This is a genomic window from Kitasatospora sp. NPDC050463 (genome assembly GCF_040655255.1).
Classification (GTDB): domain Bacteria; phylum Actinomycetota; class Actinomycetes; order Streptomycetales; family Streptomycetaceae; genus Kitasatospora.
Genome location: NZ_JBFAJO010000008.1, coordinates 13,959 through 37,645 on the forward strand (window position 1 = coordinate 13,959; position 23,687 = coordinate 37,645).

General features: G+C 74.8%; 23 protein-coding genes and 1 pseudogene. 9 read left to right on the forward strand and 15 right to left on the reverse strand.

Annotated elements, in window-relative coordinates; translation table 11 throughout:
* Nucleotides 1-20: 20 nt before the first annotated feature.
* Nucleotides 21-866, reverse strand: a complete 846-nt coding sequence (locus tag AB0J08_RS07375) for an SAM-dependent methyltransferase (protein ID WP_360628336.1) — start codon at nt 864-866, stop codon at nt 21-23.
* A 511-nt stretch (nt 867-1,377) separates the two neighbouring features.
* A pseudogene (locus AB0J08_RS07380) lies at nt 1,378-1,914 on the reverse strand (MMPL family transporter); the annotation flags it as partial.
* Between the two features lie 474 nt (nt 1,915-2,388).
* Between AB0J08_RS07380 and AB0J08_RS07385 the strand changes: the two are divergent.
* The 3 genes from AB0J08_RS07385 (at nt 2,389) to AB0J08_RS07395 (ending at nt 5,743) form a co-directional block, all read left to right on the forward strand.
* Nucleotides 2,389-3,513, forward strand: coding sequence for a DegT/DnrJ/EryC1/StrS family aminotransferase (locus AB0J08_RS07385; protein WP_360628339.1), 1,125 nt, complete (start codon nt 2,389-2,391; stop codon nt 3,511-3,513).
* Nucleotides 3,514-3,691: 178 nt separating this feature from the next.
* Nucleotides 3,692-4,639 (forward strand): NAD-dependent epimerase/dehydratase family protein, encoded by a 948-nt coding sequence (locus tag AB0J08_RS07390; RefSeq protein WP_360628342.1) that lies wholly within the window; start codon nt 3,692-3,694, stop codon nt 4,637-4,639.
* A 12-nt stretch (nt 4,640-4,651) separates the two neighbouring features.
* Nucleotides 4,652-5,743 (forward strand): hypothetical protein, encoded by a 1,092-nt coding sequence (locus AB0J08_RS07395; RefSeq protein WP_360628345.1) that lies wholly within the window; start codon nt 4,652-4,654, stop codon nt 5,741-5,743.
* A gap of 16 nt (nt 5,744-5,759) precedes the next feature.
* Here AB0J08_RS07395 and AB0J08_RS07400 read toward each other — a convergent pair whose 3' ends face one another.
* The 4 genes from AB0J08_RS07400 to AB0J08_RS07415 form a co-directional block, all read right to left on the reverse strand.
* Nucleotides 5,760-6,518, reverse strand: a complete 759-nt coding sequence (locus AB0J08_RS07400) for a polysaccharide deacetylase family protein (RefSeq protein WP_360628348.1) — start codon at nt 6,516-6,518, stop codon at nt 5,760-5,762.
* 15 nt (nt 6,519-6,533) lie between these two features.
* Complete coding sequence (locus AB0J08_RS07405) at nt 6,534-7,268, reverse strand: SDR family NAD(P)-dependent oxidoreductase (protein WP_360628351.1); 735 nt, start codon at nt 7,266-7,268, stop codon at nt 6,534-6,536.
* 163 nt (nt 7,269-7,431) lie between these two features.
* Nucleotides 7,432-8,319, reverse strand: a complete 888-nt coding sequence (locus AB0J08_RS07410; RefSeq protein ID WP_360628354.1) for a hypothetical protein — start codon at nt 8,317-8,319, stop codon at nt 7,432-7,434.
* A gap of 104 nt (nt 8,320-8,423) precedes the next feature.
* Nucleotides 8,424-9,257, reverse strand: a complete 834-nt coding sequence (locus AB0J08_RS07415; protein ID WP_360628357.1) for an SAM-dependent methyltransferase — start codon at nt 9,255-9,257, stop codon at nt 8,424-8,426.
* A gap of 238 nt (nt 9,258-9,495) precedes the next feature.
* Between AB0J08_RS07415 and AB0J08_RS07420 the strand changes: the two genes are divergently transcribed.
* Nucleotides 9,496-10,167 carry a sigma-70 family RNA polymerase sigma factor gene (locus AB0J08_RS07420; protein ID WP_360628360.1) on the forward strand — a complete coding sequence of 224 codons (672 nt, stop codon included), beginning with the start codon at nt 9,496-9,498 and terminating at the stop codon, nt 10,165-10,167.
* Nucleotides 10,164-10,910: a hypothetical protein gene (locus AB0J08_RS07425; RefSeq protein ID WP_360628363.1), complete on the forward strand. Its 747-nt coding sequence runs from the start codon at nt 10,164-10,166 to the stop codon at nt 10,908-10,910. Before AB0J08_RS07420 ends, AB0J08_RS07425 begins: the two co-directional genes overlap by 4 nt.
* A 120-nt stretch (nt 10,911-11,030) precedes the next feature.
* Here the strand turns inward: AB0J08_RS07425 and AB0J08_RS07430 are convergent, their stop codons facing one another.
* The 5 genes from AB0J08_RS07430 to AB0J08_RS07450 form a co-directional block, all read right to left on the reverse strand.
* Nucleotides 11,031-12,773 carry a condensation domain-containing protein gene (locus AB0J08_RS07430; protein ID WP_360628366.1) on the reverse strand — a complete coding sequence of 581 codons (1,743 nt, stop codon included), beginning with the start codon at nt 12,771-12,773 and terminating at the stop codon, nt 11,031-11,033.
* A gap of 117 nt (nt 12,774-12,890) precedes the next feature.
* Entirely contained in the window at nt 12,891-13,661 is a 771-nt protein-coding gene (locus tag AB0J08_RS07435; protein ID WP_360628368.1) for a 4'-phosphopantetheinyl transferase superfamily protein, read from the reverse strand.
* A complete protein-coding gene (locus AB0J08_RS07440; RefSeq protein WP_360628371.1) occupies nt 13,658-14,491 on the reverse strand; it encodes a hypothetical protein in 834 nt (277 codons plus the stop codon). The genes AB0J08_RS07435 and AB0J08_RS07440 overlap by 4 nt, the downstream gene beginning before the upstream one ends.
* 4 nt (nt 14,492-14,495) lie before the next feature.
* On the reverse strand, nt 14,496-14,786 hold the full coding sequence (locus AB0J08_RS07445) for an acyl carrier protein (protein WP_360628374.1): 291 nt from the start codon (nt 14,784-14,786) through the stop codon (nt 14,496-14,498).
* A gap of 108 nt (nt 14,787-14,894) precedes the next feature.
* Nucleotides 14,895-15,827 carry a 3-oxoacyl-[acyl-carrier-protein] synthase III C-terminal domain-containing protein gene (locus tag AB0J08_RS07450; RefSeq protein ID WP_360628377.1) on the reverse strand — a complete coding sequence of 311 codons (933 nt, stop codon included), beginning with the start codon at nt 15,825-15,827 and terminating at the stop codon, nt 14,895-14,897.
* Between the two features lie 95 nt (nt 15,828-15,922).
* Between AB0J08_RS07450 and AB0J08_RS07455 the strand changes: the two genes are divergently transcribed.
* The 4 genes from AB0J08_RS07455 to AB0J08_RS07470 all read left to right on the forward strand — a co-directional run bounded on the left by AB0J08_RS07455 (nt 15,923) and on the right by AB0J08_RS07470 (nt 19,297).
* Nucleotides 15,923-16,225: a hypothetical protein gene (locus tag AB0J08_RS07455; protein ID WP_360628380.1), complete on the forward strand. Its 303-nt coding sequence runs from the start codon at nt 15,923-15,925 to the stop codon at nt 16,223-16,225.
* Nucleotides 16,222-17,403: a glycosyltransferase gene (locus AB0J08_RS07460; RefSeq protein ID WP_360628383.1), complete on the forward strand. Its 1,182-nt coding sequence runs from the start codon at nt 16,222-16,224 to the stop codon at nt 17,401-17,403. The genes AB0J08_RS07455 and AB0J08_RS07460 overlap by 4 nt, the downstream gene beginning before the upstream one ends.
* Nucleotides 17,404-17,552: 149 nt before the next feature.
* Entirely contained in the window at nt 17,553-18,509 is a 957-nt protein-coding gene (locus tag AB0J08_RS07465) for an ATP-binding cassette domain-containing protein (RefSeq protein WP_360628386.1), read from the forward strand.
* Between the two features lie 23 nt (nt 18,510-18,532).
* Complete coding sequence (locus AB0J08_RS07470) at nt 18,533-19,297, forward strand: ABC transporter permease (RefSeq protein ID WP_360628389.1); 765 nt, start codon at nt 18,533-18,535, stop codon at nt 19,295-19,297.
* A 76-nt stretch (nt 19,298-19,373) separates the two neighbouring features.
* On the opposite strand, the gene AB0J08_RS07475 is transcribed toward AB0J08_RS07470, so the two are convergent.
* From AB0J08_RS07475 to AB0J08_RS07490, 4 genes are read right to left on the reverse strand one after another with little or no spacing between them, the layout of a single operon-like run.
* Nucleotides 19,374-20,732 (reverse strand): PLP-dependent aminotransferase family protein, encoded by a 1,359-nt coding sequence (locus AB0J08_RS07475; RefSeq protein ID WP_360628392.1) that lies wholly within the window; start codon nt 20,730-20,732, stop codon nt 19,374-19,376.
* Nucleotides 20,729-21,667, reverse strand: coding sequence for an alpha/beta hydrolase (locus tag AB0J08_RS07480; RefSeq protein ID WP_360628395.1), 939 nt, complete (start codon nt 21,665-21,667; stop codon nt 20,729-20,731). The genes AB0J08_RS07475 and AB0J08_RS07480 overlap by 4 nt, the downstream gene beginning before the upstream one ends.
* 39 nt (nt 21,668-21,706) lie before the next feature.
* Nucleotides 21,707-22,480, reverse strand: coding sequence for a methyltransferase domain-containing protein (locus AB0J08_RS07485; protein WP_360628398.1), 774 nt, complete (start codon nt 22,478-22,480; stop codon nt 21,707-21,709).
* A complete protein-coding gene (locus AB0J08_RS07490) occupies nt 22,477-23,622 on the reverse strand; it encodes an alpha-hydroxy acid oxidase (RefSeq protein WP_360628401.1) in 1,146 nt (381 codons plus the stop codon). Before AB0J08_RS07490 ends, AB0J08_RS07485 begins: the two co-directional genes overlap by 4 nt.
* Nucleotides 23,623-23,687: the final 65 nt, after the last annotated feature.

The window sequence follows — 23,687 nt, forward strand, 5'->3', positions numbered from 1 at the left end:
ACGGGGCAGTGGCGGGCGGTTCAGCCGCGCTTGACGGCCACGCCGCCGTACATCGCGATGTCCTGGTCGCGCACCGGTGCCGCGTCCGCGTCCGGCCGCCAGTGGTGGACCAGGGTCACCCCCGGGTCGAGCAGGTCGAAGCCGTCGAAGAAGGCGAGCGCCTCCTCCTTGTCCCGGATCTGCAGGGGGATGCCGCGCGCGTTGTACTCGCGGCCGACGCCGCCCACGCCGACCGGGTCGGTGTCCCCCGTGAAGACGGTCAGGGCCAGGAAGCTCCCCGGGGCCAGCTCGTCCATGAAGCGGCGCACGATGCCCTGCGGGTCGTCCTGGTCGAGGACGAAGTGCACGATCGCGATCAGGGAGAGCGCCACCGGCTGCGTCAGGTCCAGCACCTCGCGCAGCTGGGGGGCGCCCATGATCGAGTCGACGTCGCGGAAGTCGGCGTCGATGTAGGAGGTCCGGCCCTCCTCGGTGCTCGACATCAGGGCGCGGGCATGGGTCAGCACGATCGGGTCGTTGTCGACGTAGGCGACGCGTGCCTCCGGTGCGATGCCCTGCGCGATCTCGTGCACGTTGGGCGAGGTCGGGATCCCGGTGCCGATGTCCAGGAACTGGCGGACCTTGTGCTCCTCGGCGAGGTGGCGGACCACGCGCTGCATGAAGGTGCGGGTGGTGCGCATCGAGATCGGCAGGGCCGGCCACGCCTTGACGGACGCATCGGCCGCGGTCCGGTCGGCCTCGAAGTTGGTCTTGCCGCCGATGAGGTAGTCGTACACCCGGGCCGAGTGCGGGACGTCCATCCGCAGGTCCACCCCCGGCCAGCGCTCGCCCTGCCGATTCCCTGACGGCCACCCCGTGCCTGACATCCTCGCCCCTCCCGCTCCCCGTTCGCCTGGGGAAACAGCTCCGGCCGCCGCGGTGGCGGGCCTTGGAGCGCATGGTAACGGTGCGGGCGGAACAGCGCGGTGGCCGGGGCCCGGACAGCCACCGCCGACGAGGGGCCAACGTCCGGCGGGCGCACCCTCGGTGGCGCCCCGTCAGCCTGCGACGGCCGCCCGGGCCGCAGTCGGTACCCGGTGGTGCCCGGGCGGTGCCCCGGTGGTGCCCGGGCGCTGCCCAGGGTGGGACACCGCCGGTGCCCGGTCGGACGGGCGAGCCTTGCCCGGCCGGGACGCCCGGCGGGGCGGACTCGGCAGGGCCGGCCCAGCGAGGCGGACTCAGCGGGGCGAGCGGGCGGCCGGGCCAGCCCGGACTGGTAGGCGATGGCCACCAGTTGGGCCCGGTCGCGAGCCTGGAGCTTGGACATCGCACGGTGGACATGGATCCGGACCGTGAACGGCTGACGTACATCCGCTCGGCGATTTCCTCGTTGGCCAGGCCGGTGGCGGCCATCGCCATCACCTCGCGCTCGCGGGCGGTGAGCGCCGACAGCCGCTCGGGACCGCCCTCCTCCCCGCCGCCCAGCAGTGCGGAGCCGCCGACGTCGACCGTGAGACCGGCGTCCCGCCCGTGCTGCGCCGCCTGCTGGAGGGCGTTCGTGGCGGCCGTGGTCAGCGAGCCGGGCTTGGTGTCGTAGCTGACCGTCGCGTAGGCGGTCGAACCGTCCTCGGAGACGGCGCCCGCCTGGAACGGCCTGACCGCGCCGGTGGCCTGCGCGCCGTGGGCGATCTCGGCGACCGTCCGCTCCACGGCCTGCTGGTTGGCACTGGCAGTGATCTTCTGCCCGGAGGGTGCGACGAAGACCAGGCGGGCCGAGGTGCCGTCGGCGGTGCTGCCGGGGAAGCGCTCGTCCATCAGGTCGAAGGCCTGCTGTGCTTCCGTGCCCGGCACCGCGAAGCCGTCGTCGGGTGCCGCCGGTGCCTTGGCGGCCAGAACTCCGGCGGTCGCCAGTAGGGCGACCCAGAACAGGGTCATCAGGCGGCGCCGGAGGAAGGCCCATCGGCCCAGGCGGTACAGGAATGTGGCCACGGAAGAGCAGCCTCCTTCGGATGACGTTCACGGGTGCGGCCCGGACACCGGGCCGCGTCACGGCCCGGGTCGCCCGGAGCATGGCCATCCTCGGCCGACGGAGGCCGGCGCGTCGTCATCGCTGAGCAGGTCGTTCACGTAGTCCGTACGCAGTAGCGCACTACCCGAACGGCGTAGTCGCGGTCCGCTGTGGGGAGCAGCGGTCGGGCCTCCCGGCCCTTCCGGCCGCCCGGTGGCGGACGGCGGTGCCGGCCGGGTCCGGCGGGCCGGTGATCGGCCGGTCACCCGGGCGGGCGGTGACGACGGGCCGGGAGCGGGCAGGCGAAGTAGCGTGATGTGCCTGGCCCGACCGTTCTCTCCGGTCCGGCCGGAACCGATCCGTTCGATGGCCTGTCCATCCTGCTGCCGGAGGTGGCCCCCATGGGCGTTCCAGCCGCTCGTATCGTGTTCGACGAGAGCGACCGTGCGGCCGTCGCGGACGCGGTGACGGAGATCCTCGCCACCGGCGCGCTCACCCTCGGCCCGTGGACCGAGCGGTTCGAGCAGGCCTTCGCGGCCGAGCACGGCGCCTCGCACGCCGTCGCCGTCGCCAGTGGCACGGCGGCACTGGAGATCATCCTGCGCACCGTCGACGTCCGGGACCGCGACGTCGTCGTCCCGGCGGTCACCTTCTACGCGACGGCCGCCGCCGTCGTGCACGCCGGTGGCCGCCCCGTCATCGCCGACGTGGACCCGGCGACGTTCGCGCTCTCCCCCGAGACGCTGGAGGCGGCCCTCACCCCGGAGACCGCCGCCGTGGTGCTGGTGCACATCGGCGGTCTGATCACCCCCGAGGTGGACGACCTGCGCGCGATCTGCGACCGCCGGGGCATCCCGCTGGTCGAGGACGCCGCCCACGCGCACGGCAGCGGGTACGGCGGGCGCGCGGCCGGGTCGTTCGGCCTGGCCGGCGCCTTCTCGTTCTACCCGACCAAGGTCACCACCAGTGGCGAGGGCGGCATGATCCTCACCGAGTCGCCCGAGCTGCGCGACGAGGCGCGGATCCACCGGGACCAGGGCAAGGGGTCGTTCACCACCAACCACCACGTCCGGTTCGGCGCCTCCTGGCGGCTGAGCGAGCTGAACGCCGCCGTCGGCGCGGTGCACCTGCGCCGGCTCAAGGAGTTCGTCGAGACCAGGCGCCGGGTGGCCCAGCGGTACGACACGGCGCTCGCCGGACTGGACGGCCTCCGTCCGACGGTCGAGCCGGTCGGCTGCCGCAGCAACTACTACAAGTACGTGGCGCTGCTCCCGGCCGGCGTCGACCGGGCGGCGTTCAAGCGGGCGGTTGCCGAGGAGTTCGGGGTGCGGCTCTCCGGCGAGGTGTACGACCTGCCGCTGCACCTCCAGCCGGTGCTGGCCCCCTACCGGCGCGGGCCGCTGCCGGTCGCCGAGGACCTCTGCGCCCGGCAGATCTGCCTGCCCGTGCACTCCGACATGACCGAGGACGAGACCGACCAGGTGATCGAGGCGGTCTCGGCCGTCCACCACCGGTTCACGGGATGACCAGGACGTCGGGCATCACCGGGACGACCGGACCGACCGGGACGACCGGAGCCGCCGGAACGTCCCCGGACCGGACCCGCACCGCCCCGTCCACCCGCACCGCCCAGAGAGTCCCCGCCGTCCGCCCGGCCAGCCCGGCCCGGACGGCGCGGGAGAAGGCCGGACAAGGAGAGAGAACGTGCGCGTAGCCGTCACCGGGGGATGCGGATTCATCGGCTCACACGTCGTGGACCGGCTGCTCGCAGCCGGCCACGAGGTGCTCGCGGTGGACACCACCGACAAGTACCTCAACACCGACGCCGAGCACGCCCGCATCGACATCCTCGACCTGCCCGCCCTCACCGCCGCCCTGGACGGCTGCGAAGTGGTCTTCCACCTCGCCGCGATGGCGGATGTCGAGCACGTCGCCGCCGACCCGGTCCGGGCCGTGCGGATCAACATCGACGGTACCGAGAGCGTCCTGGAGGCGGCGCGGCGCAGCGGTCTCAGCCGCACGGTGCTGGCGAGCACCGTCTGGGTCTACGGCGCCGCCCTCACCGACGACCAGCTGGACAGCGGCGAGCAGGAGCTGGACGAGCACGTGCCCATCGAGCTGGAGCACAGCGGGCACCTGTACGTGGCCACCAAGCTGGCCGCCGAGATGCTGGTGCACAGCTACCGGGAGCTGTACGGGCAGCACTTCACCATCCTGCGCTACGGCATCCCGTACGGGCCGCGGATGCGGGACGAGCTGGTGGTCGCCCGGTTCGTGCAGGCCGCACTGGCCGGACGGCCGATCACCATCGCGGGCGACGGCCGGCAGAGCCGCAACTTCGTCTACGTCGAGGACCTCGCGGACGCGCACGTGCGTGCCCTCTCCCCCGCCGCCGAGGACCAGACCTTCGCGCTGGAGGGATCCACCGCCGTCTCCGTCCGGGACATCGCCGACACCGTCGACGAGTTGCTCGGCCCGGTCACCATCTCGCACATCGAGGCCCGGACCGCCGACTACGCCGCGCGCCGCATCTCGGCCGCCCAGGCGAAGCGGCTGCTCGGCTGGTCGCCGCGGACCAACTTCGCGGACGGCCTGCGGCGGTACGCGGACTGGTACCGCGGCGAGGCCGGCCCCACCGCCGGCGCCTCCTGAGGCGGCGCGCCGGTGCCGCACGCCCTGCTGGTCTCCGGCTCGCTCGGGCAGGGCCACGACGTGATGGCCCAGGCCTGCGCCGACTCGCTGCGGGCGCGCGGCTGGACCACGGCCACGGTGGACGCGATGGCGCTGCTCGGGCAGCGCGCGGGCGCGACCGGCGAGGCGGTCTTCCGCCGGCTGCTCGACCTGCCCGGGGTCTACGACGCCTTCCACTTCGCGGCGCTGCGGCCCGGCGCCCGTCTCGCCCTGCTCGCCGACGCCGCGGCCCGGACCCGGCTGGTCCCGGCCCTGCGTGAGCTGGTCGCGCGGCAGCGGCCGGAGCTCGTGGTGTCGGTGTTCGCCACCGCGACCTCGGCGGTGAACCGGCTGCCCCGGCGGGCCGGCGGGCCGGCGTTCCGGCACCTGGTGCTCTGTACCGACGTCACACCGCACCGGCTCTGGGTGCAGGAGGGCACCGACCTCTTCCTGGTCACCTCCGAGGTCGCGGCCTGCGCGGTGCGGCGCTACCGGCCCGAGGCCGGGATCGCCGTGCTGCCGGCGCCGCTGCGGGCGCCGTTCTACCGCCCGCCGACCCGTGCGGCGGCCCGCGGCGAGTTCGGGGTGCCGCCGGGCGCGCGGTGCGTGCTGCTGATGTCCGGCTCCTGGGGGCTGGGCCCGCTCGCCCGCACCGCCGCCGACCTGGCCGATGCCGGACCGCACGTGCTCGCCGTGGCCGGACGCAACGGCGAGCTGGAACGCCGGCTGCGCCACGCCGCCGGCCGCCGGCCACGCCTGCACCCGTTCGGCTACACCGAGCGGATCCCCGCGCTGATGGCCGCCGCCGACCTGGTGGTGACCAGCTCCGGCGACACCTGCAGCGAGGCCCGGGCGCTCGGCCGCCGGCTGCTCCTGCTGGATGTCGTCCAGGGTCATGGCCGGGACAACCTCCAGCACGAGCTGGAGCTCGGCCACGCCGACGTCACCTCCGCCCGCCCGCCCGACGTGGTCCGCACCGCGCTCGCCGCGCTGGACCGCCCGGCGCCGCCGCCGTCCGCCGGCGCCTCCCCGGAGGGCTGGCGGACGGGGTTCGGGGCCGCTCTCGCCCGGGTCGGCCTGGCGTAGCCGCCCGGCGGGGCGGTCACCGCGCCGGCTGCCGTTCCACCGCCCCGCCCGGTACGCCGTGGTCGCGCAGGGGGCCGAGGGTGAGGCCGTGGTCGCGGCAGTGGGCGGCGAGGAGGGGGAGGGCGGCGAGGGTGGCGCGCCAGGAGTCGGGGGCGGAGGTGCAGTCCGAGTCGTGCAGCAGGAGGGTGGCACCGGCGACGAGGCCGGGGCGGGCGGTCGCGTGGACGGAGGCGGCGGTGGCGTGCTCGGTCCAGTCGCGGCCCCAGGCCGTCCAGAGCACGCTCCGCAGACCGAGCCGGCGGGCGGCCAGCGCCGGGCCGGCCGTCAGGACGCCGTAGGGCGGGCGGTACCAGAGCGGGCGGGCGGCGCAGAGCTCGGTGACCGCCTCCGTGGCGCGGCGCAGCTCGCGCAGGTCGCGGGCGGGGGCCGGGTACCACTGGGGGCGGTGGTACCAGCCGTGCACGGCCACCTCGTGACCGCGGGCCACCAGCTCGCGGCCGAGCTCCGGGGCCCGCTCCAGCATCGTGCCGAGCAGGAAGAAGGTGGCCCGGACGCCGAGTCCGTCCAGGGCGTCGAGGACGTACGGGGTGCTGCGCCGGTCCGGGCCGTCGTCGAAGGTCAGCGCGACGTGCCGGGGGGTGGCGCCGTACCCGGCCGTGCGGCGGGCGAGCGTCCGGCGGACGGGCGGCAGGCGGACGGCGGCCGGGGCGAGGTGGAGCAGCTCGGCGCCCGCCGCGGCGAGGACCGCCCGGCGGGCCGTTCGCGCCCGGTCCATCGGTGCCCGCCCCGGTCAGCCGAAGCGGGACGCCATGCGCCGGAACACCCCCGGTGCGACGCCGTGGACGCGTGCGGCGAGGCCCAGCCAGCGCGGGACGAAGGGGCGGTCGCTGGACGTGGTGATCGTCCCGATCACGGCGTCGGCGACCCGTTCGGGGCTCACCGGGCGGGGGCGTTCACGCTGGTAGGGGGTGCCGCGGCGGGCGAAGAAGGGGGTGTCCACCGGGCCCGGCAGGACGATCCGGACGCCGACGCCGGTGCCGCGCAGCTCGTACCAGAGGCTCTCGGCGAACATCGCCAGCGCGGCCTTGGTGGCCGCGTAGGCGGCCTCGTCGCGCACGCCGACCTCCCCGGCCATCGAGCCGAGCAGCACGATCCGGCCGCGCCGGCGCTCCAGCATGCCGGGGAGCAGCAGACGGACCAGTCGCAGTGGAGCGGCCAGGTTGACCTCGATCATCCGGTCCAGGGTGTCGGTGGGGGTCCGGGCGAAGGGCCCGCGCCAGCCGAGACCGGCGCTGGCGATCAGAACGTCGACCCGGCCGGCGGCGGCCAGCGCCGCCTCGGTGAGGCGTTGCGGGCCGTCCGGTTTGGAGAGGTCCTCGGGCAGGGCCCGGCCGCCGGTGCGGGCGGCGATGTCGTCCAGCCGGGTGCGGTCGGTGCCGGAGAGCAGCAGCTGCCAGCCGGCCGGTGCCAGCCGGAGCGCGGTGGCCGCGCCGATGCCGGAGGAGGCGCCGGTGATCAGCGCCACCGGCGGCCCGGCGGCGGGACTCCCAGGGCTTCCGGGCCGGTCGGGCCGGTCGGGCCGCCGGGACCGGTGATGGCCTTCGTCCACCATGGCTGCTCCCGTCCGCTGCACACCTGGCCGTCCGTTTTGTCCGGCAAGTCACCTTCGCACGGGGGCGCCGTCCGGGCTACCGGGGTGGCATCGCCGCCTCTTCGGAGCGGCCCTCGGCCCCCGCCGCGGCCGGACCCACCTCGGCCTCCACCTCGCCGAACCGGGAGAGCACGAAGGTGCCGCCGACCGCCACCACGAAGCCGACCAGCGCGCACCAGGCATAGCCCGGGCGCGCCGCGTCACCCAGGGCGAGCACCCCGACCAGCGCCGGGCCGAAGGTCTCCGCCACCGTGCCGGCCGCCGTCGCCGCCGTCACCGTGCCGCGCTGCAGCGCGAGTGCGTACGCCAGGTAGCCGCCGAGGCCGCCGAGGGCCAACCCGTACCCGGCCGGGTCGGTGAGGACGCCGACCACCCCGTCGACGTCGAGGACCCGCACGGCCAGGCTGGTCACCCCGAAGCCGATGCCGGCGAGCAGGCCGAGACCGGCCGCCGCGGCGTTGCCGTCCCGGCGGGCCAGCAGCAGGGTGAGCACCAGCATCACGACCGTGGTGGCGAGCAGGGCCCAGTGGAAGGCCGCCGGCGCGTACTCGCGGCCCTCGTGCCCGGAACCCAGGGCCAGCAGGGTGAGTCCGACGACCACCGCGACGATCCCGGCCACGTCGCCGCGCCGCAGCCGGGCGCCGAGCAGCCAGACGGCGGCGAGCGCCGTCACCGCGAGGCCCGCGTTGGTGACCGCCTGGACCAGGAAGAGCGGCAGGCTGCGCAGCGCGACGATGCTCAGCGCGAAACCGCCGATGTCCAGCGCCGTGCCCAGCAGGAACTGCCAGGAGCGGACGAGGGCGGTCAGCAGCCCGACCCTCACCCGGTCCGCCCGCGGCGCCGTTCGCGCGCCGCGCGCCTGGAAGACCGAGCCGAAGCCGAAGCAGACGGTCGCGACCAGGGCGGTGGTGAGTCCGAGCAGCATGACTCTCCTCGGGGCAGGCTCCACGACCAGTCTGGGCCGACGCGCGCCCGTCCGCACCGGGGGGCATGCGGGGCCGCGAAAGGGCGGGTGCCTGCCGCGGGCCGCTACGGCTTGACGGCCACGGCCGCGTAGCCGGACGCCTCGATGTCGGTCACGACGGTGTCGTCGGAGCCGGCCGGGCGCCACCGGGGGACGGGGACCAGTCCGGGGGCGAGGACCGTCCAGCCGGCGAGGAACCGGGTGATCTCGTGGTGGGTGCGGGCCTGGAGGGGCGTGCCCGCGGAGTGGTAGATGCCGGTCACGCGGGCGATCTCCTCGGGCGCGAAGTCGGCGGTGACATGGGAGATCACCAGGGCGCTGCCGGGCGCGAGGGCGGCCTTCAGGTGCTCGACGATCGCGTGGGCGCGGCGCGTACCGGCGCCGTCGGGTGCACCGGCGCCGTCGGGGATGAAGTGCAGGACGGCGTTGAGGGAGAGGGCGACCGGGCGGGAGAGGTCGAGGGTGCCGCGCAGACTCGGCGCGGCGAGCAGGGCCGCCGGGTCGGCGAGATCGGCCTCGACGTAGGCGGTGCGGCCCCCGGGGGCCCCGGTGAGCAGGGCCCGGGCGTGCGAGAGCACGATCGGGTCGTTGTCGACGTAGACGATCCGGGCCCGTGGGTTCACCGCCTGGGCGATCTCGTGCAGGTTGGGCGAGGTGGGGATGCCGGTGCCGATGTCGAGGAACTGGTCGAGACCGGCCTCGGCGAGGGCCCGCGTGGAGCGGTGCACGAAGGCACGGTTGGCACGCGCGGCGGAGCGTAGCCAGGGGAGGGCGGCGAGCGCCTGCCCGGCCGCCTCGCGATCGGCGGCGAAGTTGGTGAACCCGCCGAGGTAGTAGTCGTACATCCGCGCCGAGTGCGGCACGTTCAGTCGCAGGTCGACCCCGTCGTAAAGGCTCATCGTTCTCCCCTGCCGCAGGACTCACCGATTGCCGCCCACGCTACCCGGCGGCCGATCACCGCTCCGTCCGGTCGAGTTCGGCGGCGCTGATGATCGGCACACCGGAGGTGGTGACAGCCGGTGTTCGAAGTGCGGCCCGGAGTGACGGAACTGGTGGAATGGGCGCGGCAGACACGGAGTCCGCACCCTCAGGCGGCCGGCGATCGGTCGGCGGCCGCGGAAGGCAGGTTCGATGGCGATGGACAGGAGTGTCCGCACGCTGGGGCACCGGGGAGGTCCCGCACCGGCGGGCCCCCGCGGAGGCGGCGGCCGTGGGGACGGTCCCGACCCCGGCCACGACGAGGTCCACGCTGACGGGTACACCGGCCCCGAGAACGCCAACATCCGCCTGAAGCTGGCCTACTCGGCGTTCTGCGAGACCCACGAGCCGGCCTGGCGAGCCCTCGCACTGACCCGGATAGGCAACCGCGCGGACGTGGCGCTGGTCGTCGAGGCGGTGAAGGAGGACCTCGCCCGGTACTGGGCCCACGTCCTGCGGTTCGAGGAGCCGGCCGCCTACGCGTGGCGGCTGGCGAACCGGCACGTCGCCGACTGGGTGGCCGGCGAGCAGCAGGTCGAGGTGGAGGCCGTCACCTTCGCGGCGGTGATCGGTGCGTTCAAGGACGTCGCGAACGGACTGCTGCACAGCGAGGCCGACGGAGTCCGGCTGTACGCGGCGATCCTCGAACTCCCGGACCGTCAGCGGGACGTGGTCGTCCTGCGGTACCTGCTCGGCCTGCACGTCAAGGTGATCGGCGCCTACCTGGGCCGACCCGTCGCGACCGTTCACTCCAACCTCCGGCACGCCCGGGAACGGCTGGCCAAACGGCTCGGTGTGCGCGAACTGCCGGACCGGGGAGGCGAGCAGTGATCCCCCGGCACCGGGCCGAGGCGCCCGCCGCACCGGCCGGACCCCCGGGCGCCGGCCCGCCCGCCACCGGTCCGACGGTCGCGCCGCACGTCCCCCGGCCCGAACGGGCGCACTCCGAACGGATCGCCGCGCTGCGCCAGGCCAGGCTGACGGCGGCCCCCGCGCACCTGCCGTCCGAGCACGAGCAGGCCGCCTTCGAGCTGGGCCTGGTGGTCGCCCTGGTGCTGGGCGCCCCGAACGCGTCCCGGGGCCTGGATCTGCTGGTCAACGCGCGGCGGATCCAGCCCGAGGGGGCCGAGGTGTTCGCCGCACTGCTCTACGCCACCGGCCGCGAGGAGGGCGCCGAGTACTGGTGGCGCTTCGCGGCCGGGTCCGGCAGTGGCACGGCCGCGTACTGCCTGCACCTGTACCACCTTCGGTTCGGCGAGACGGACGACGCCGACTACTGGCGGGCCTGGTCGGACCAGCTCGCCACCGCCGTGGACCCACCGGAACCGCGCCCGCTGCCGGCCGGCCGACAGCCGCCGCACCCGGCCCGGCCGCTGCTGCCGGACGCCGTACGGCGGGACATCCTCTCGCGCTGCCACCGGGGGCTGGCACCGCGACTGCCGCCGGCGCTGGTCGAGGTGGTCGACCGCCTGCCGCTGCAGACCGACCCGGGGGAACCGGGCGAGGTGCCCAGCCCGTGGGGGCTGACCTCGGGTGCGACGTCCGTCTGCTCCTGGGACGGCGCGCAGGAGTGAACCGGGCCGTGGACGCGCCACCCCCGTTCGGGTGAGGCGCTCACGGCCGTGCTCCGCCCACCGGGGGCTCCCGGTGGACGGAACACGCCGCCGTGGCCGGTCCGCACGGCGCCCGGGCGCTCAGCCGGGCGGGGCGAGCCGGCCCGCGACCTCCGGGGATCTGCCGGCGCCCTCGGCGACTACCGGCAGCTCGCCCCAGGGCGGCGGCCCGGCGACGTCGGCCGCGGCGGCGTGGACGACGTAGTGGTGCGGGGCCATCGCGGTGTCGCGGCCGGGCAGGGCCCCGATCACCGTGCGGTGGGCGACGAGCGGGGTGAGCCCGGGGTCGGCGGTGGCGATCCGGGCGACCAGGCGGCCGTCGTCGAACTCGACCCGGGTGGCGGCGCCGAGAGCCTCCACGACCAGCGCCCGGACGGCGTCCAGGTCGACCCAGGAGCCCTCGATCCGCTGCCACTCGCCGACCCGGACGGCGCCGTCCAGGCCGGTCAGCGCGGGGAGTTCGGCGAGCGGGACCGGTCCGCGCGCGGCGGCTTCGAGAACCGCGGTCACCGCGAGCGCGAACCGGCCGGTCTGCTCGCGGTCGAGCACCTGCGGGCAGGCGACCAGCACGAACTCCAGACTGCCCGAGGTCCGCAGGATGTTGAACATCACCCGGACCGCGACCGGCTGGTCGGGCAGCCAGGTCAGTTCGGGGTCGCTCGTCGGAGCCGGCCGGGCGTCGGACATCGCCTCGGGGATGGTCAGGCTGAGGTCGTTGACCACGACCTGGCGGGCGAAGCGGGAACCGCGCAGGTGGGCGATGTCCTCGATCAGTTGCCAGACCCTGCCCGCCTGGAGGGTGCTGTGCCAGTAACCGGCCAGCGAAGCCGCCTTGGCGCGGCCGATCAGCTCGTCGAGGTCGCCCGCGTCGGTGTCCAGGGCGAGCAGGGCGTCCTGGGCGAGGGTGCCGATGTGGTCGGCCATCACGGCGCGCTGCCGGTTGGCGGAGAGCGCCGACAGGACGAGGCCGGTCCGGCCCGCCCGACGGGCCACCAGGGCCGCGTAGACGGCGAGCAGGACGACGGAGGGGCTCGCGCCGGTGCGCCGCGAGGTGGCGGCCAGGTCGGCGGCGGCCGTCCGCGAACGCAGCACGACGGCGGCGACGCCGTTCGGCGGGCCGGTGATCCCGGAGTCGGCGAAGACGGCCTGCGGAGCGGTGGTCAGGACCTTCCGCCAGTGCTGGAGCGCGGCGGCGGCCTTGCGACGGCCCTGGTCGCTCTGCTCCAGCGCCGCCACCTCCAGCGGGGTCCGGGCGGTGACGGGCGGGAGCTCCTTGCCTGCGGCGAGGTCGAGCCAGTCCTGGATGAGCAGGGCCGTCGCGGCGCCGTCCGCGCCGGCGTGGCAGACGACCACGACCAGCCGGAGCACCCGGTCGTGGTCGGTGAGCAGGGTGAACCGGAGCCGGGGGCCGACCGCCAGGTCGAACGGGACGGCGGCATCGGCCCGGCCCACCTCGTCGGCGAGCGCGTCGAGCCCGGCGGGCCCGCCGGTACCGTCGGTCGGCAGGCCGTCCACCGCGCGCACGGTGACGGTGAACTCGCCCTCGCCGCCCACCAGCTGGCGTACGGGGAAGGCCTCCGGACCCGGGCCGGGCGGGAAGGCCGTCCGTAGCGAGTCGTGCCGCTCGACGAGTCGGCGCAGGGCTTGGAGCGCGACCGGCAGGGTCGTCCCGTCGGGGACCGGCCAGACGGACTCCTTGTTGATCTGCTCGGGCCTGTCGCGCCGGATGCAGCGGATCATGTTGTCCTGGCCGAGGGTCAGCGGCCCGAAGCCGCTGCTCGCGCCGGCATACCGGACGGTGATCCGCCGGCTGGTCTCTGTCACGTCGTACGCGCCCTTCGGCCGGCCTGGGGTTTCAGCGGAGTGCGGGTCGGGACGCCACCAGCGGCCCGAAGGAGTGGTGCGGAACCGAAGCCTCGACTGCCTGATGACCCGTCAGTTTCATTGCGAGAAAGATAGGTTGGAACACATCAGAGCGCTCCATCGGTGCCTCCGGAGCCGGAACGGCCGGTCGCCGAGCAGCGCCACGGCGGCACGGAACGGCCCGGGCACCGGCGCGTCGTCGATCACGCAGGGGGCCTCACCGAGCGCACCCGGCCGGGCCAGGCGCAGGGGCGTCGGGCCCGCCAGCGGCAGCCCGAAACCCTGCACCAGCCGCCCGCCGTAGGCCTTCACGCAGGCCTCGCGGCGACACCACAGGGTGGTGAACCGCTCGGCGAGCACGGCGGGCGAGTCGGACCCGGCGAGGAACTCGGCCTCGGCGCCCGGGAAGTAGCGCTCTGCGACCCTGGTGGCCACCCGCGCGTCGCGGATCTCCTCGACGTCGACGCCGACCGGCCGACCCTCGGTCAGGGCCAGGACGGCGAGGGCGCCGGAGCCGGAATAGCTGACACCGATCCGCTCGCGCCCCATCGCCGGTTCGGGCTTGCCGTGCGGGCCGTACCGCCAGGCGAGTTCGGCGGGGTGCAGGCCGAGGCGCTGCGCCACCAGCAGTCGGACGATGCCGTGCACCACGGTGAAGCGGCGGCCGAGCGCGGGGTCGCGGTCGGGGCGGCGGCCGGTGGCGCGGGCGAGTTCGGCAGGGTCCAGTAGGTCGCGGAGCTCCCGGACGACCTCGTCCGGCTGGTCGGTGGGGATGATCCAGAGGTCGACCGGGTCGACCGGCGCCGCGGCGTCGGCCGGATCGGCGGTGCCGGCCGGATCGGCGGTCACGGTCCACCCCGGAGGGTCAGGGTGCTCAGGACCCCCAACCTCGCATCGAGGCCGACGGCCAGCACCGGCCGCCGCCGCGCCTGCCACTCGGGCAGCCGCTCGGCCAGCTCCGCCCAGAGGCCGGTGAACGGCCGGCCGGACGGAGCGGTGAGCGCCGCGCCACAGCCCTCGTCGACCGCCAGGCCGGAGTCCACCAGCACGGCGGCGCCCACCCCCAGCGCCGGCGTCGCCCCGCTCACCACCTCGGCCACCATGTCACCTCCGACCGACGGTATTTGACTGACCGTCAATTCTGCCCCGGCGGTCTCGTCGAGGACCAGGACAACGACACTGTGCCGCTCGGGCAGCTGCACCGGCACCGCGGGCCGGTAGTGCAGCGCGGTCTGCTCGGCCAGTACCACCACCGCGCGCCGACAGGCGCCGGTGCGCTGGTACTCGGCAGCCACCCGCAGCGCACTGAAGGCCACCGCCGACCCCTGGTCACAGAGGGCGAAGGCCAGCGGCGAGCCCGGACAGGACCGACTGAGCGCCAGGGAGCTGGGCGCCCCCGGGCGCACGTCCGGCGAGTCGAACGCCAGGATCAGCAGGTCCACCGGCACGCCGTCGGCGAGCGCCTCACCCAGCAGGCCCTCGGCCATCTCGGCATAGGAGTGGCCGACGCCCTCGGCCAGGAGGTCCTCCCGCACCGGCAGGCCGTACGGCCGGACCAGGTCCGTGACGAACACCCGGAGGTCCGGGTCGAGCGAGGTCTCGGACCTGCCGTCGAAGGACCGGGCGAGGATCCGGGTGACACCCAGGGCGGGCGGGGGCGGCGCGGAAGCGGCGGCCACCCGGTCAGTCCTCGGGGATGATGTGCCCGGCGACGTAGTCGGCCAGGCTGGTCACCGAGCGCAGGTCGTCCTCGCCGATCTGCTCGACGTCGACCTGGATGTCCAGCGTCTCCTCCACCTCCAGGATCAGCTCGATGGTGCCGGCCGAGGTGAGGCCGAGATCGTCGAAGAGGCAGGCGTTCTCGGGGATCTCGGGGAGGTCGCGCTTGAGGACGCGCGGCAGCAGCTCGCCGATGCTCCGCAGGACCCGGTCGCGCAGCTCGGTGTCAATGGTCTGGACCGCCGGTTCTGACATGGATGTCCCGTCCCGTCGTGCATGAGAGGTGAATGGGTGCGGCGGGCGGAGGCGTGGTCGTCCTCGGCCTGCCGATGCGTCGCCGGTGCGCGCCGAGCCGACGGTGCGTCAGTGCTCGACGGCCATGGCGGAGAAGGTGGCTCCGACACCGGCGGCGGCGATCAGGTAGCGATCGCCGCGGCGGAGCAGCCCCCGCGTGGTGGCGGTGTGGAGATTGATGAGGCTGTCTGCAGCGAAACTGTGCCCGACCGAGCGCACGTTGTCCAGCACCACCTTCTCCACCGGGAAGCCGATCCGCCGGCAGATCATCCGCCAGGAGGCCTGGTTGACGTTGTGCGGAAGCACCAGGGCGAGGTCGGAGAGGTCCAGACCTGCCTGGTCGAGGGCGGCCTCGATCGCCTCGATCATCACCACCGGGTACTCCCGCTGGTAGCGGGCCAGCAGATCCGCGTCCTCGGCGAGACGGCCGTCGAACTCGGGCCGGTGGCGGACGGCGTAGGAGAGCACGCGGTTGCGCTCGCCCGTCGCCCGGACCAGGCACGCGGCCGCTCCCTCGGCGAAGATCCCGGTCTCGGGCACCACCTGGGCGTCCTTGGTGAAGGTCTTCTCCCCGGCCAGCACCAGCGCCAGGGCCTCCGGGTCGGCCATCCCCGACAGCAGCCGGCCGGCCAGGTCGACGGCCAGCAGGCCCACCGCACAGGCGTGGTGGGTCACCGTGAAGGCCGCGGCGTGCGCGAGGCCGTAGCGGTCGAGCAGGTCGTGCAGCGGGTTGAGCGGGTAGGGCACCGCCACCGGCATGCTGCGCGCGTGGATCACGAAGCGGACGTGCCGTTCGCGTCCGCGCAGCTGCGGTAAGGCCTCGACGGCGGCGCCGAGCAGGTCGGGCAGCTTCCCGTCCGGGTCCAGCCGCAGCTGGTCCAGGCCGTGGAAACGGCGGAAGAGTCGAAGTTGACGTGGGGTCAGGCCGATTCGCTCGCCCACTGCCTCGATGGGCACGGTGTGGTGGGGGAGGTGAACGGCCACTGCCTCCAGTGCGGTCACGCGGGCTAGTATTCCGACGCCCGACGGGTCGCACAAGTGATCTCGGGCCCTTCGCAGACTCATCCGCCCCGTGCCGTCGAGCAGGTGGAGCCCCCATGACCGTTTCCGAACCCCGCGATTCCGCTGCCCCGGTGCGCCCGGAGCTGACCGCCCTGCTGGTCCAGGCCGCCGGCGCGCCGCCCGAGTGGGCCGCGCTGGTCACCCCGGATGCCCGGCTGGACGCCGATCTGATGCTGGACGAGTACGAACTCACGGCGCTCGATGCCCTTCTGTGCGGGCACTTCGGGGCACCGGCCGGCCTCGCCGCACTGCGCGCCGGGCTGGACCTGGCCGAGCTGGAAGCCCTGACCGTCGCCGATGTGCAGCGCCTGCTGCCCGCCGAGGAGCCCGCCCGATGAGCCGATTTCTGCTGGTGGTGCCGCCGTTGACGGGCCACGTCAATCCGGTCGTGGGGATCGCCCGCGAGCTGGCCGCGCGCGGCCACGAGGTGGCGTGGACCGGCACCGAGTCGGTACTGCGGCCGTTGCTCGGCCCCGGGGCGGTCGTCCTGGGGACGGGCACCCGGGCCTTCCGGGCGCAGGGCGGGCACGGGCTGGCCGCCCTGCGCTCGCTCTGGGAGGGCTTCATCGTCCCGTACGCGCGCTTCACGGCGAAGCCGCTGGACGCGGCGGTGCGGGAGTTCCGGCCGGACGCGCTGCTGGTCGACCAGCACACGCCGGCGGGCGCGCTGGTCGCACACCGGCACGGCCTGCCCTGGGCCAGCGTGGCGCCGGGCGCGATGGAGCTGGGGCGGCCGCTGTGGGCGCTGCCGCGGGTCGAGGCCTGGATGACCGGACTGCTCACCGGGCTCTGGCGGCGGGCCGGGCTGCCCGAGGAGGAGTACACCGACCCGCGCTTCTCCCCCGCCCTGGTGCTGGCACCGACCGGGCCCGCGCTGACCGGTCCGGCGGCCTTCCCGGCGCACTACGCGCTGGTCGGGCCGGTGCTCGCCGAGCGGCCGGCCGATCCGCACTTCCCCTGGGGACGGCTGGAGCCGGGCCGGCGGCGGGTGCTGGTCACCATGGGAACGCTGGCCGGCGACCTCGGCGCGGACTTCCACGCCCGGGCCGTCCGGGCCCTGGAGCTGTGCGGGAACGACATCCAGCCGGTGATCGCCGCCCCGGCCGCCCTGCTGCCCGAACTGCCCCACCACGCGGTGGCCGTGGAGCGGGCGCCGGTGCTGGAGCTGATGGCGCGCGGCGCACTGGACGCGGTGCTGTGCCACGGTGGGATGAACACCGTCGGCGAGGCGCTGGCGCACGGGCTGCCGCTGGTGGCGGCGCCCATCCGGCACGACCAGCCCTTCGTCGCGGCGCAGGTGGTGGCGGCCGGCGCCGGGCTGCGGGTGCCGTTCGCCCGCGTCACGCCGCAGGGGCTGGCCGCCGCGCTGCGAACGGTTCTCGACGCGCCGGAGCACCGCGAGGCCGCCACCCGGGTGGGTGCGGCGCTGCGGGCCGGCGGCGGGGCCGTGACGGCGGCCGACCGGCTGGAGGCGCTGGTCGGAGCCGGGGCAGAACGATCGAATCCATTGGTCTAGGCCATTGTATCCAGGGCGCCGCAGACCCTAGTGTGGCGCGAAGCACCGCTTCCCAGGTGCCCCGGCCACCCATCCCCGCACGGACCGTCCAGCCCTGTGTGCGCTGGCCGTCGTCGACGTGGCAACCCATCCCCGCACGGGAGTTCTGGTTGATCGAGACCAAGGGGCTTCGCAAGTCCTATCCGTCCAAACAACGCGGCCAGGCCGCCGTCGACGCCGTTCGCGGCATCGATCTGGACGTGGCCGCAGGTGAGGTTTTCGGCTTCCTCGGGCCCAACGGCGCCGGCAAGACGACCACCCTGCGCATGCTCGCCACGCTCATCCGGCCGGACGGCGGCGCGGCCCGGATCGCCGGCGCCGACCTCCTCGCCGACCCGGCCGGAGTCCGTCGACGGATCGGCTACGTCGCCCAGGGCGGCGGCACCGCCGACACCGTCAGCGCCCGCGAGGAGCTGGTGCTGCAGGCCCGGATGCACGGTACCCGCAAGGCGCAGGCCCAACAGCTGGCCGAGGGAGCCCTGAGGGCGTTCGGGCTCACCGAGTTCGGCGACCGGGCGTGCCGCACCTACTCGGGCGGTCAGCGCCGCCGGCTGGACATCGCCCTGGGTGTCATCCACGCGCCCCGGGTGCTCTTCCTCGACGAGCCCACGGTCGGCCTCGACCCGGCCAGCCGGGGACAGGTGTGGGCCGAGATCCGCCGCCTGAACGCCGAAGGTCTGACCGTCGTGGTGACGACGCACTACCTGGAGGAGGCCGACGCGCTCTGCGACCGGGTGGCGATCGTCGACCACGGCGAGATCGTCGCCGAGGGCACGCCCGAGACCCTGAAGCGGGAGATCTCCGGGGACGTCGTCCTGGTGGGCCTCACGGCCGGTGAGGCCGAGCGCGCCACCAAGGCGCTGCGGGAGCAGCCGTACCTGCGCCGCCTGGAAGCGCAGGGCGACGACGGCCTGCGGCTCTACCTCGACGACGGCGCGGCCGCGATCCCGCGACTGCTGCGCGCCCTGGACGGCGCGGGCGTCGTACCCGGCACCGTTCAGCTGCAACGGCCCAGCCTGGACGACGTGTTCCTGGCCCGGACGGGCCGTTCCATCGAGCAGTCCTGAGCACTGATCCCCGAGAGGCCCTCATGAAGCTCGCCCGCGACACCTGGCTGGTCTTCCAGCGACAGCTGCTGCTCATGTGGCGAACCCCGATCTGGATCGCCGTCGGGCTGATCCAGCCCGTCTTCTATCTGCTGCTGTTCGCACCGCTGCTCAAGAAGGTGCTGGCGCCGATGGGCGCGACCACCTACGCCGAGGCCTACCAGGTCTACGTACCCGGTCTGTTGGCCGTGCTCTGCATCTTCGGCGGCCTGTACACCGGCTTCAGCCTGCTCGGCGAGCTGAAGGCCGGCATCATCGAGCGCTCCCGGGTGACCCCGGTGAGCCGGCTGGCCCTGCTGCTCGGCCGGGCGCTGCGCGAGACGGTGGCGCTGCTGGTGCAGGCGGTCCTGATCACCCTGATCGCGCTGCCGTTCGGGCTGCGGGTGGCACCGCTGGACCTGCTGCTGGCCTATCTACTGCTCGGCCTGCTGGCGCTGATGACCTCGGCGATCTCCTACGGCATCGCCCTGGTGCTCCCGGCCGACGAGGCGATGGCCCCGGTGGTGAACACCCTCGCGCAGCCGATCGCCCTGCTGTCCGGGGTCCTGCTGCCGCTGGCGCTGGCGCCGGTGTGGCTGCAGTCCATGGCCAAGTGGAACCCCTTCTACTGGGCCGTGGAGGGCATGCGGGCGCTGTTCTCCGGCCACGTCGGGGACAGCGTGGTCTGGCAGGGGCTGCTGGTGGTCGTCCTGATGACGGTGGCGTCCGTGTACTGCTCGGCCCGGCTGTTCTCCACCCGGGTGCGCTGAGTCCGCGGCGCGGTGGTGACGCAACGGGGGCGGGGCCGGGGCTTCTCCAAGCCCTGGCCCCGCCCCCGCGCCGTCGCTACCGCGCCGGGGCCACCGTCGCCCGGGCCTCGGCGTGGATGAAGCGGGCCAGGTCCGCCACTCCGTCGATGATCTGACGCTCCGTCAGTGAACTGACGGAGAGCCGGAGCCGGCGCTCTCCCCCGCCCGCCGGGTAGAACGGTGCCATCGGCGTCCAGAGCACGCCGTGGTCCCGGGCGCACCGCTCCATGGCCGCCTCGTCGGCCGCGAAGGGGACCGTGAGCACGGCGAAGAAGCCGCCCTCCGGCTCGTTCCAGGACACGCCCAGCCGGCAGCGCCCGGCCGCGGGGAACCGCCGGTCCAGCTCGGCCAGCAGCGTCGCCATGTTGGCCGCGTAGTAGGCCGTCGCGCGCGCGTTGGCGGCCCGCAGCCGGCAGTCGTACCGCAGCAGCATGCCGCCGATGACGGCCTGGCTGAGCGCCGGCGTGTTGACCGTCGTCATGCTCTTCAGCTTCGCCAGCTCGTCCGCGAGCAGCGACCGCCGCCCGCCCGGCCCGGCCACCTCCTGGTCCGCGACGACGTAGCCGAGCCGGGCACCGGGGAAGCAGGTCTTGGCGAACGATCCGAGGTAGACGACCTGGCGGCGCCGGTCCAGCGCCTTCAGGGTGGGCCGCTCCCCGGGGTCGCGGGCGAAGAAGCCGTACGGGTTGTCCTCGACGACCAGCAGCCCCTCCTCGGCGGCGGTGTCCAGCAGCCTGGTCCGGGCCGGGACGGGCATGCTGGTGCCCGAGGGGTTGGCGAAGTCGGGGACGACGTAGAGCGCCCGCGGACGGCGTCCCCCGGACCGGACGGCGCGGGCCGCGGCGCGGACGGCCTGCGGGTCCGGTCCGCCGTCGGGGCCCTCGGGCACGGGGACGGTGGTCAGGTCGAGCAGCCGGGCCGCGCCGGTGACGCCGACGTAGCAGGGGGAGCTGACCAGCAGGACGTCGTCCGGGCCGGCGCAGAGGGCACGCAGCGTCAGCAGCATGCCCTCCTGGGCGCCGACGGTGAGTACCAGGGACTCGGGGGCGACGACCAGGCCCTCGTCGTTGGCCAGGGTGCGGGCGACCAGGCCGGCGATGACGCCCTTGGTCGGGCCGTACTGGAACAGCGTGGTGCGCACGGCGTCCCGGTCGAGGCCCTGGGCCGCGAGGTGGTCCAGATAGGCGTCCAGGTACCCGTGGACGTCCTCCGGTTCGAAGAAGCCCTCGTAGGGGCGGCCGGGGGCGAAGGAGACGGCCCGGGGGTAGCGGGTGGTGACCTCGTTGAGGAAGGTCATCGCGTCCAGCAGCGGATCGGACAGCGAGGCGTGCAGCCCGGCCAGCGCGAGGGGCTCGACGGGGGCGGCGGGCTCGGCGAGCGCTCGGCCGGCGGTCACCGCAGGGCCTCGCGCAGCCGCTCGGCGGCATACCGCTGGGCCTCCCCGGCCGCGTCCAGCACGCCCGTCATGGCGAAGAAGCCGTGTGGCATGCCCGCGTACCGGCGCGACTCGACCGGGACACCGGCCGCCCGCAGCGCCTCGGCGTAGCGCTCCCCCTCCTCGCACAGCGGGTCGTACTCCGCGGTGATCACGGTGGCCGGCGGCAGCCCGGCCAGGCTCGGGGCGCGCAGCGGGGAGGCGAGCGGGTGGTCCCCGTCGGCGGGGTCGGCCAGGTAGTGCCCCCAGTACCACGCCACCGAACGGCGGTTGAAGAGCAGCGGGTCGTCGTGCTGCTCCCCCGCCGCCGCGGGCGCCGCCCGGTGGTCGGTGTTGGGGTAGACCAGCAGCTGGTGGCGCAGGGCCGGGCCGCCCTCGTCCCGGGCGAGCAGCGTGAGGGCGGCGGCGAGGTTGCCCCCGGCACTGTCGCCGCCGACGGCCAGTCGGGCCGGGTCCAGCCCGAGGGCCTCGGCGTTCCCGGCCAGCCAGCGGGCGGCGGCCCGGCAGTCGTGGACGGCGGCGGGAAAGGGGTGTTCGGGGGCGAGGCGGTAGCCCACGGAGGCGGTGACGCAGCCGACGGTGTTGGTCAGCCGGCGGCAGATCGCGTCGCTGGTGTCGGGCGAGCCGAGCGTCCAGCCGCCACCGAAGAGGTAGAGCAGGACGGGGAGTTGCCGACCGGGCGGCTCGGGTCGGTAGAGCCGCAGGGCGAGTTCGCCGCCGGGGCCGGGGATGCGGTGCTCCTCGACGGCCGCGACGGGCTCGGGGGTGCCGGCGGCGGCCCGGATGTCGGCGAGGTCGGCGGCGCGGGCCTGGGCCGGGGTGAGGCTGTAGAGCGGGGGCGTGCCGGCCCGCGCGCGGCGCTCGCGCAGGGCCTGGGCCTGGGGGTGCAGCGGCATGGTGATCCCATCGGACAGCGGGGGTCGGGGCGATCCGGCTCAGCGGTCGGCCTCGACGTAGATCGTCTCGTCGGTGCGGAACGCGGTGTCGAGGTCGGCGACGTCGGCGCGGACGCCCTGCCGGTAGGCGCAGTGGCGGATCTGGTCGGCCGCGAAGCCGGCCAGGGTGAGGACGTGCCGCAGCTCGTCCAGGTCGTAGATCCACTGGTGGCCGTAGTACCGGAAGATCTGGTTGACCAGGAAGGCCGGGCGCGACGGCATCGGCGGGCCGAAGCCCATGGTGGTGAGGCGTCGGCGGTGCTTCGCGAGGAAGCCGTCGTCGGTCGCGTAGCCGACCAGGTAGCGGGCCAGGTCGGGGGTGGTGATCCTCAGGACGCCGCCGGGGCGCAGCACGCGCCGGGCCTCGCGCAGCCAGCCGACCGCGACCGGCATGGTGACGTGCTCGATCAGGTGCTCGGCGTAGACCCAGTCGACGCTTGCGTCGGCGAAGGGCAGCGGCCGGCCGATGTCGAGCTGGGTGAACCAGCGGTCGCCGTCGACGCGGTAGAGGGTACCGGGCTCGGTGGTGGTGCCGGCGCTGCGCAGCGCGGTCAGATCGGTGCCGAGGCCCTCCGGGTGGGCCGTCCGGAATGCGGCGAACTCGATACCGGTGACGCCGAGTTCGCGGAGGCCCTGGCGGTCCTGCGGGAGGCCGCCGGCGGCCGGTTCGAGCTTCCGGCAGACGGCGACGTCGGCGCTGATCGCGTCGAGGCGGACGGCGAGGCCGTCCGGATCGTCCCAGTCCCAGCCGGGGAAGGCGTCCTGGTTCTTCATGTCGTCGGTCTTTCTGTCGGGCGTGCGGGGCCTCGGCGCGCTTCCTCCGGTGGGAGGGTGGTGGGCCAGGGCGCGAGGGCGGTGCGGTCCAGGTCGGCGAGCGTGGGGCGGCCCAGGAGGGCCAGGGCGTGCTCCAGTTCGTCGCGGAGCAGGTCGAGCACGCGGACCACGCCCGCCTCGCCCTCCGTGGCGAGCCCCCAGAGGACGGGGCGGCCGACCAGCACGGCACGGGCGCCGAGCGCGAGCGCGACGGCGATGTCGGTGCCGGTGCGGACGCCGCCGTCGAGCAGCGCCGGGACGGACGGCGGGAGGGCGGCGACCACCTCGGGCAGCGCCGCGAGGGCGGGCAGCGCACCGTCCAGCTGGCGGCCGCCGTGGTTGGAGACCACCACGGCGTCCACCCCGTGTTCGGCGGCGAGCCTGGCGTCCTCGGCGGTCAGGATTCCCTTGAGGACCAGCGGGAGGCGGCTGCGCTCCCGCAGCCAGGCCAGGTCGGACCAGGTCAGGCTGGGGTCGAACTGCTCCAGTGCGTGGTCGGCGATGCCGGAGGAGCCCGCGTCGGCGTGGTGGCTGGCGGCCATCAGCTCGGGGTCGAGGTTGACGGCGCGGATCTGCGGCGGGACGGCGAAGCCGTTGCGCAGGTCGCGCAGCCGGCGGCCGATCCGGGGCGCGTCCACGGTCAGCATCAGCGCCGTGAAGCCGGCCGCCTCGGCCCGTTCCACCAGGGCGGCGAGCGCGTCGCGGCGGCGCAGCCAGTAGAGCTGCAGCCAGAGCGGGCCGGTGGCCGCGGCCGCGATCGACTCCAGGGTACGGCTGGCGAAGATTCCGGCGACCAGCAGCGCGCCGGCCCGGCCCGCTGCCCGGGCGGTCGCGGTTTCCCCGTCCGAATGGACCAGTCGGTGGTAGGCCATCGGGGCAATTCCGACCGGCGTCCGGAGCTCGGTGCCGAGCAGCGGGACGGCGGTCGAGCAGGTCGAGACGTCGACGAGCGTGCGGGGCCGCAGGGCATAGTGGCCGAACATTTCCCGGTTGCTCGCCAGGGTGCGTTCGGCTCCGCTGCCACCCTCGATGAAGTCCCATATTTCTGGTGGCAGTTGGTCGCGCGCCGTGCGCGCCATCCCGGCCAGCGTGAGTGGTCCCACGGGCATCCTCGTTCCCGGACGGCCGCGCTCGGACCAGTCCCGCTTCGGCAGCGTAGGAGGTACGA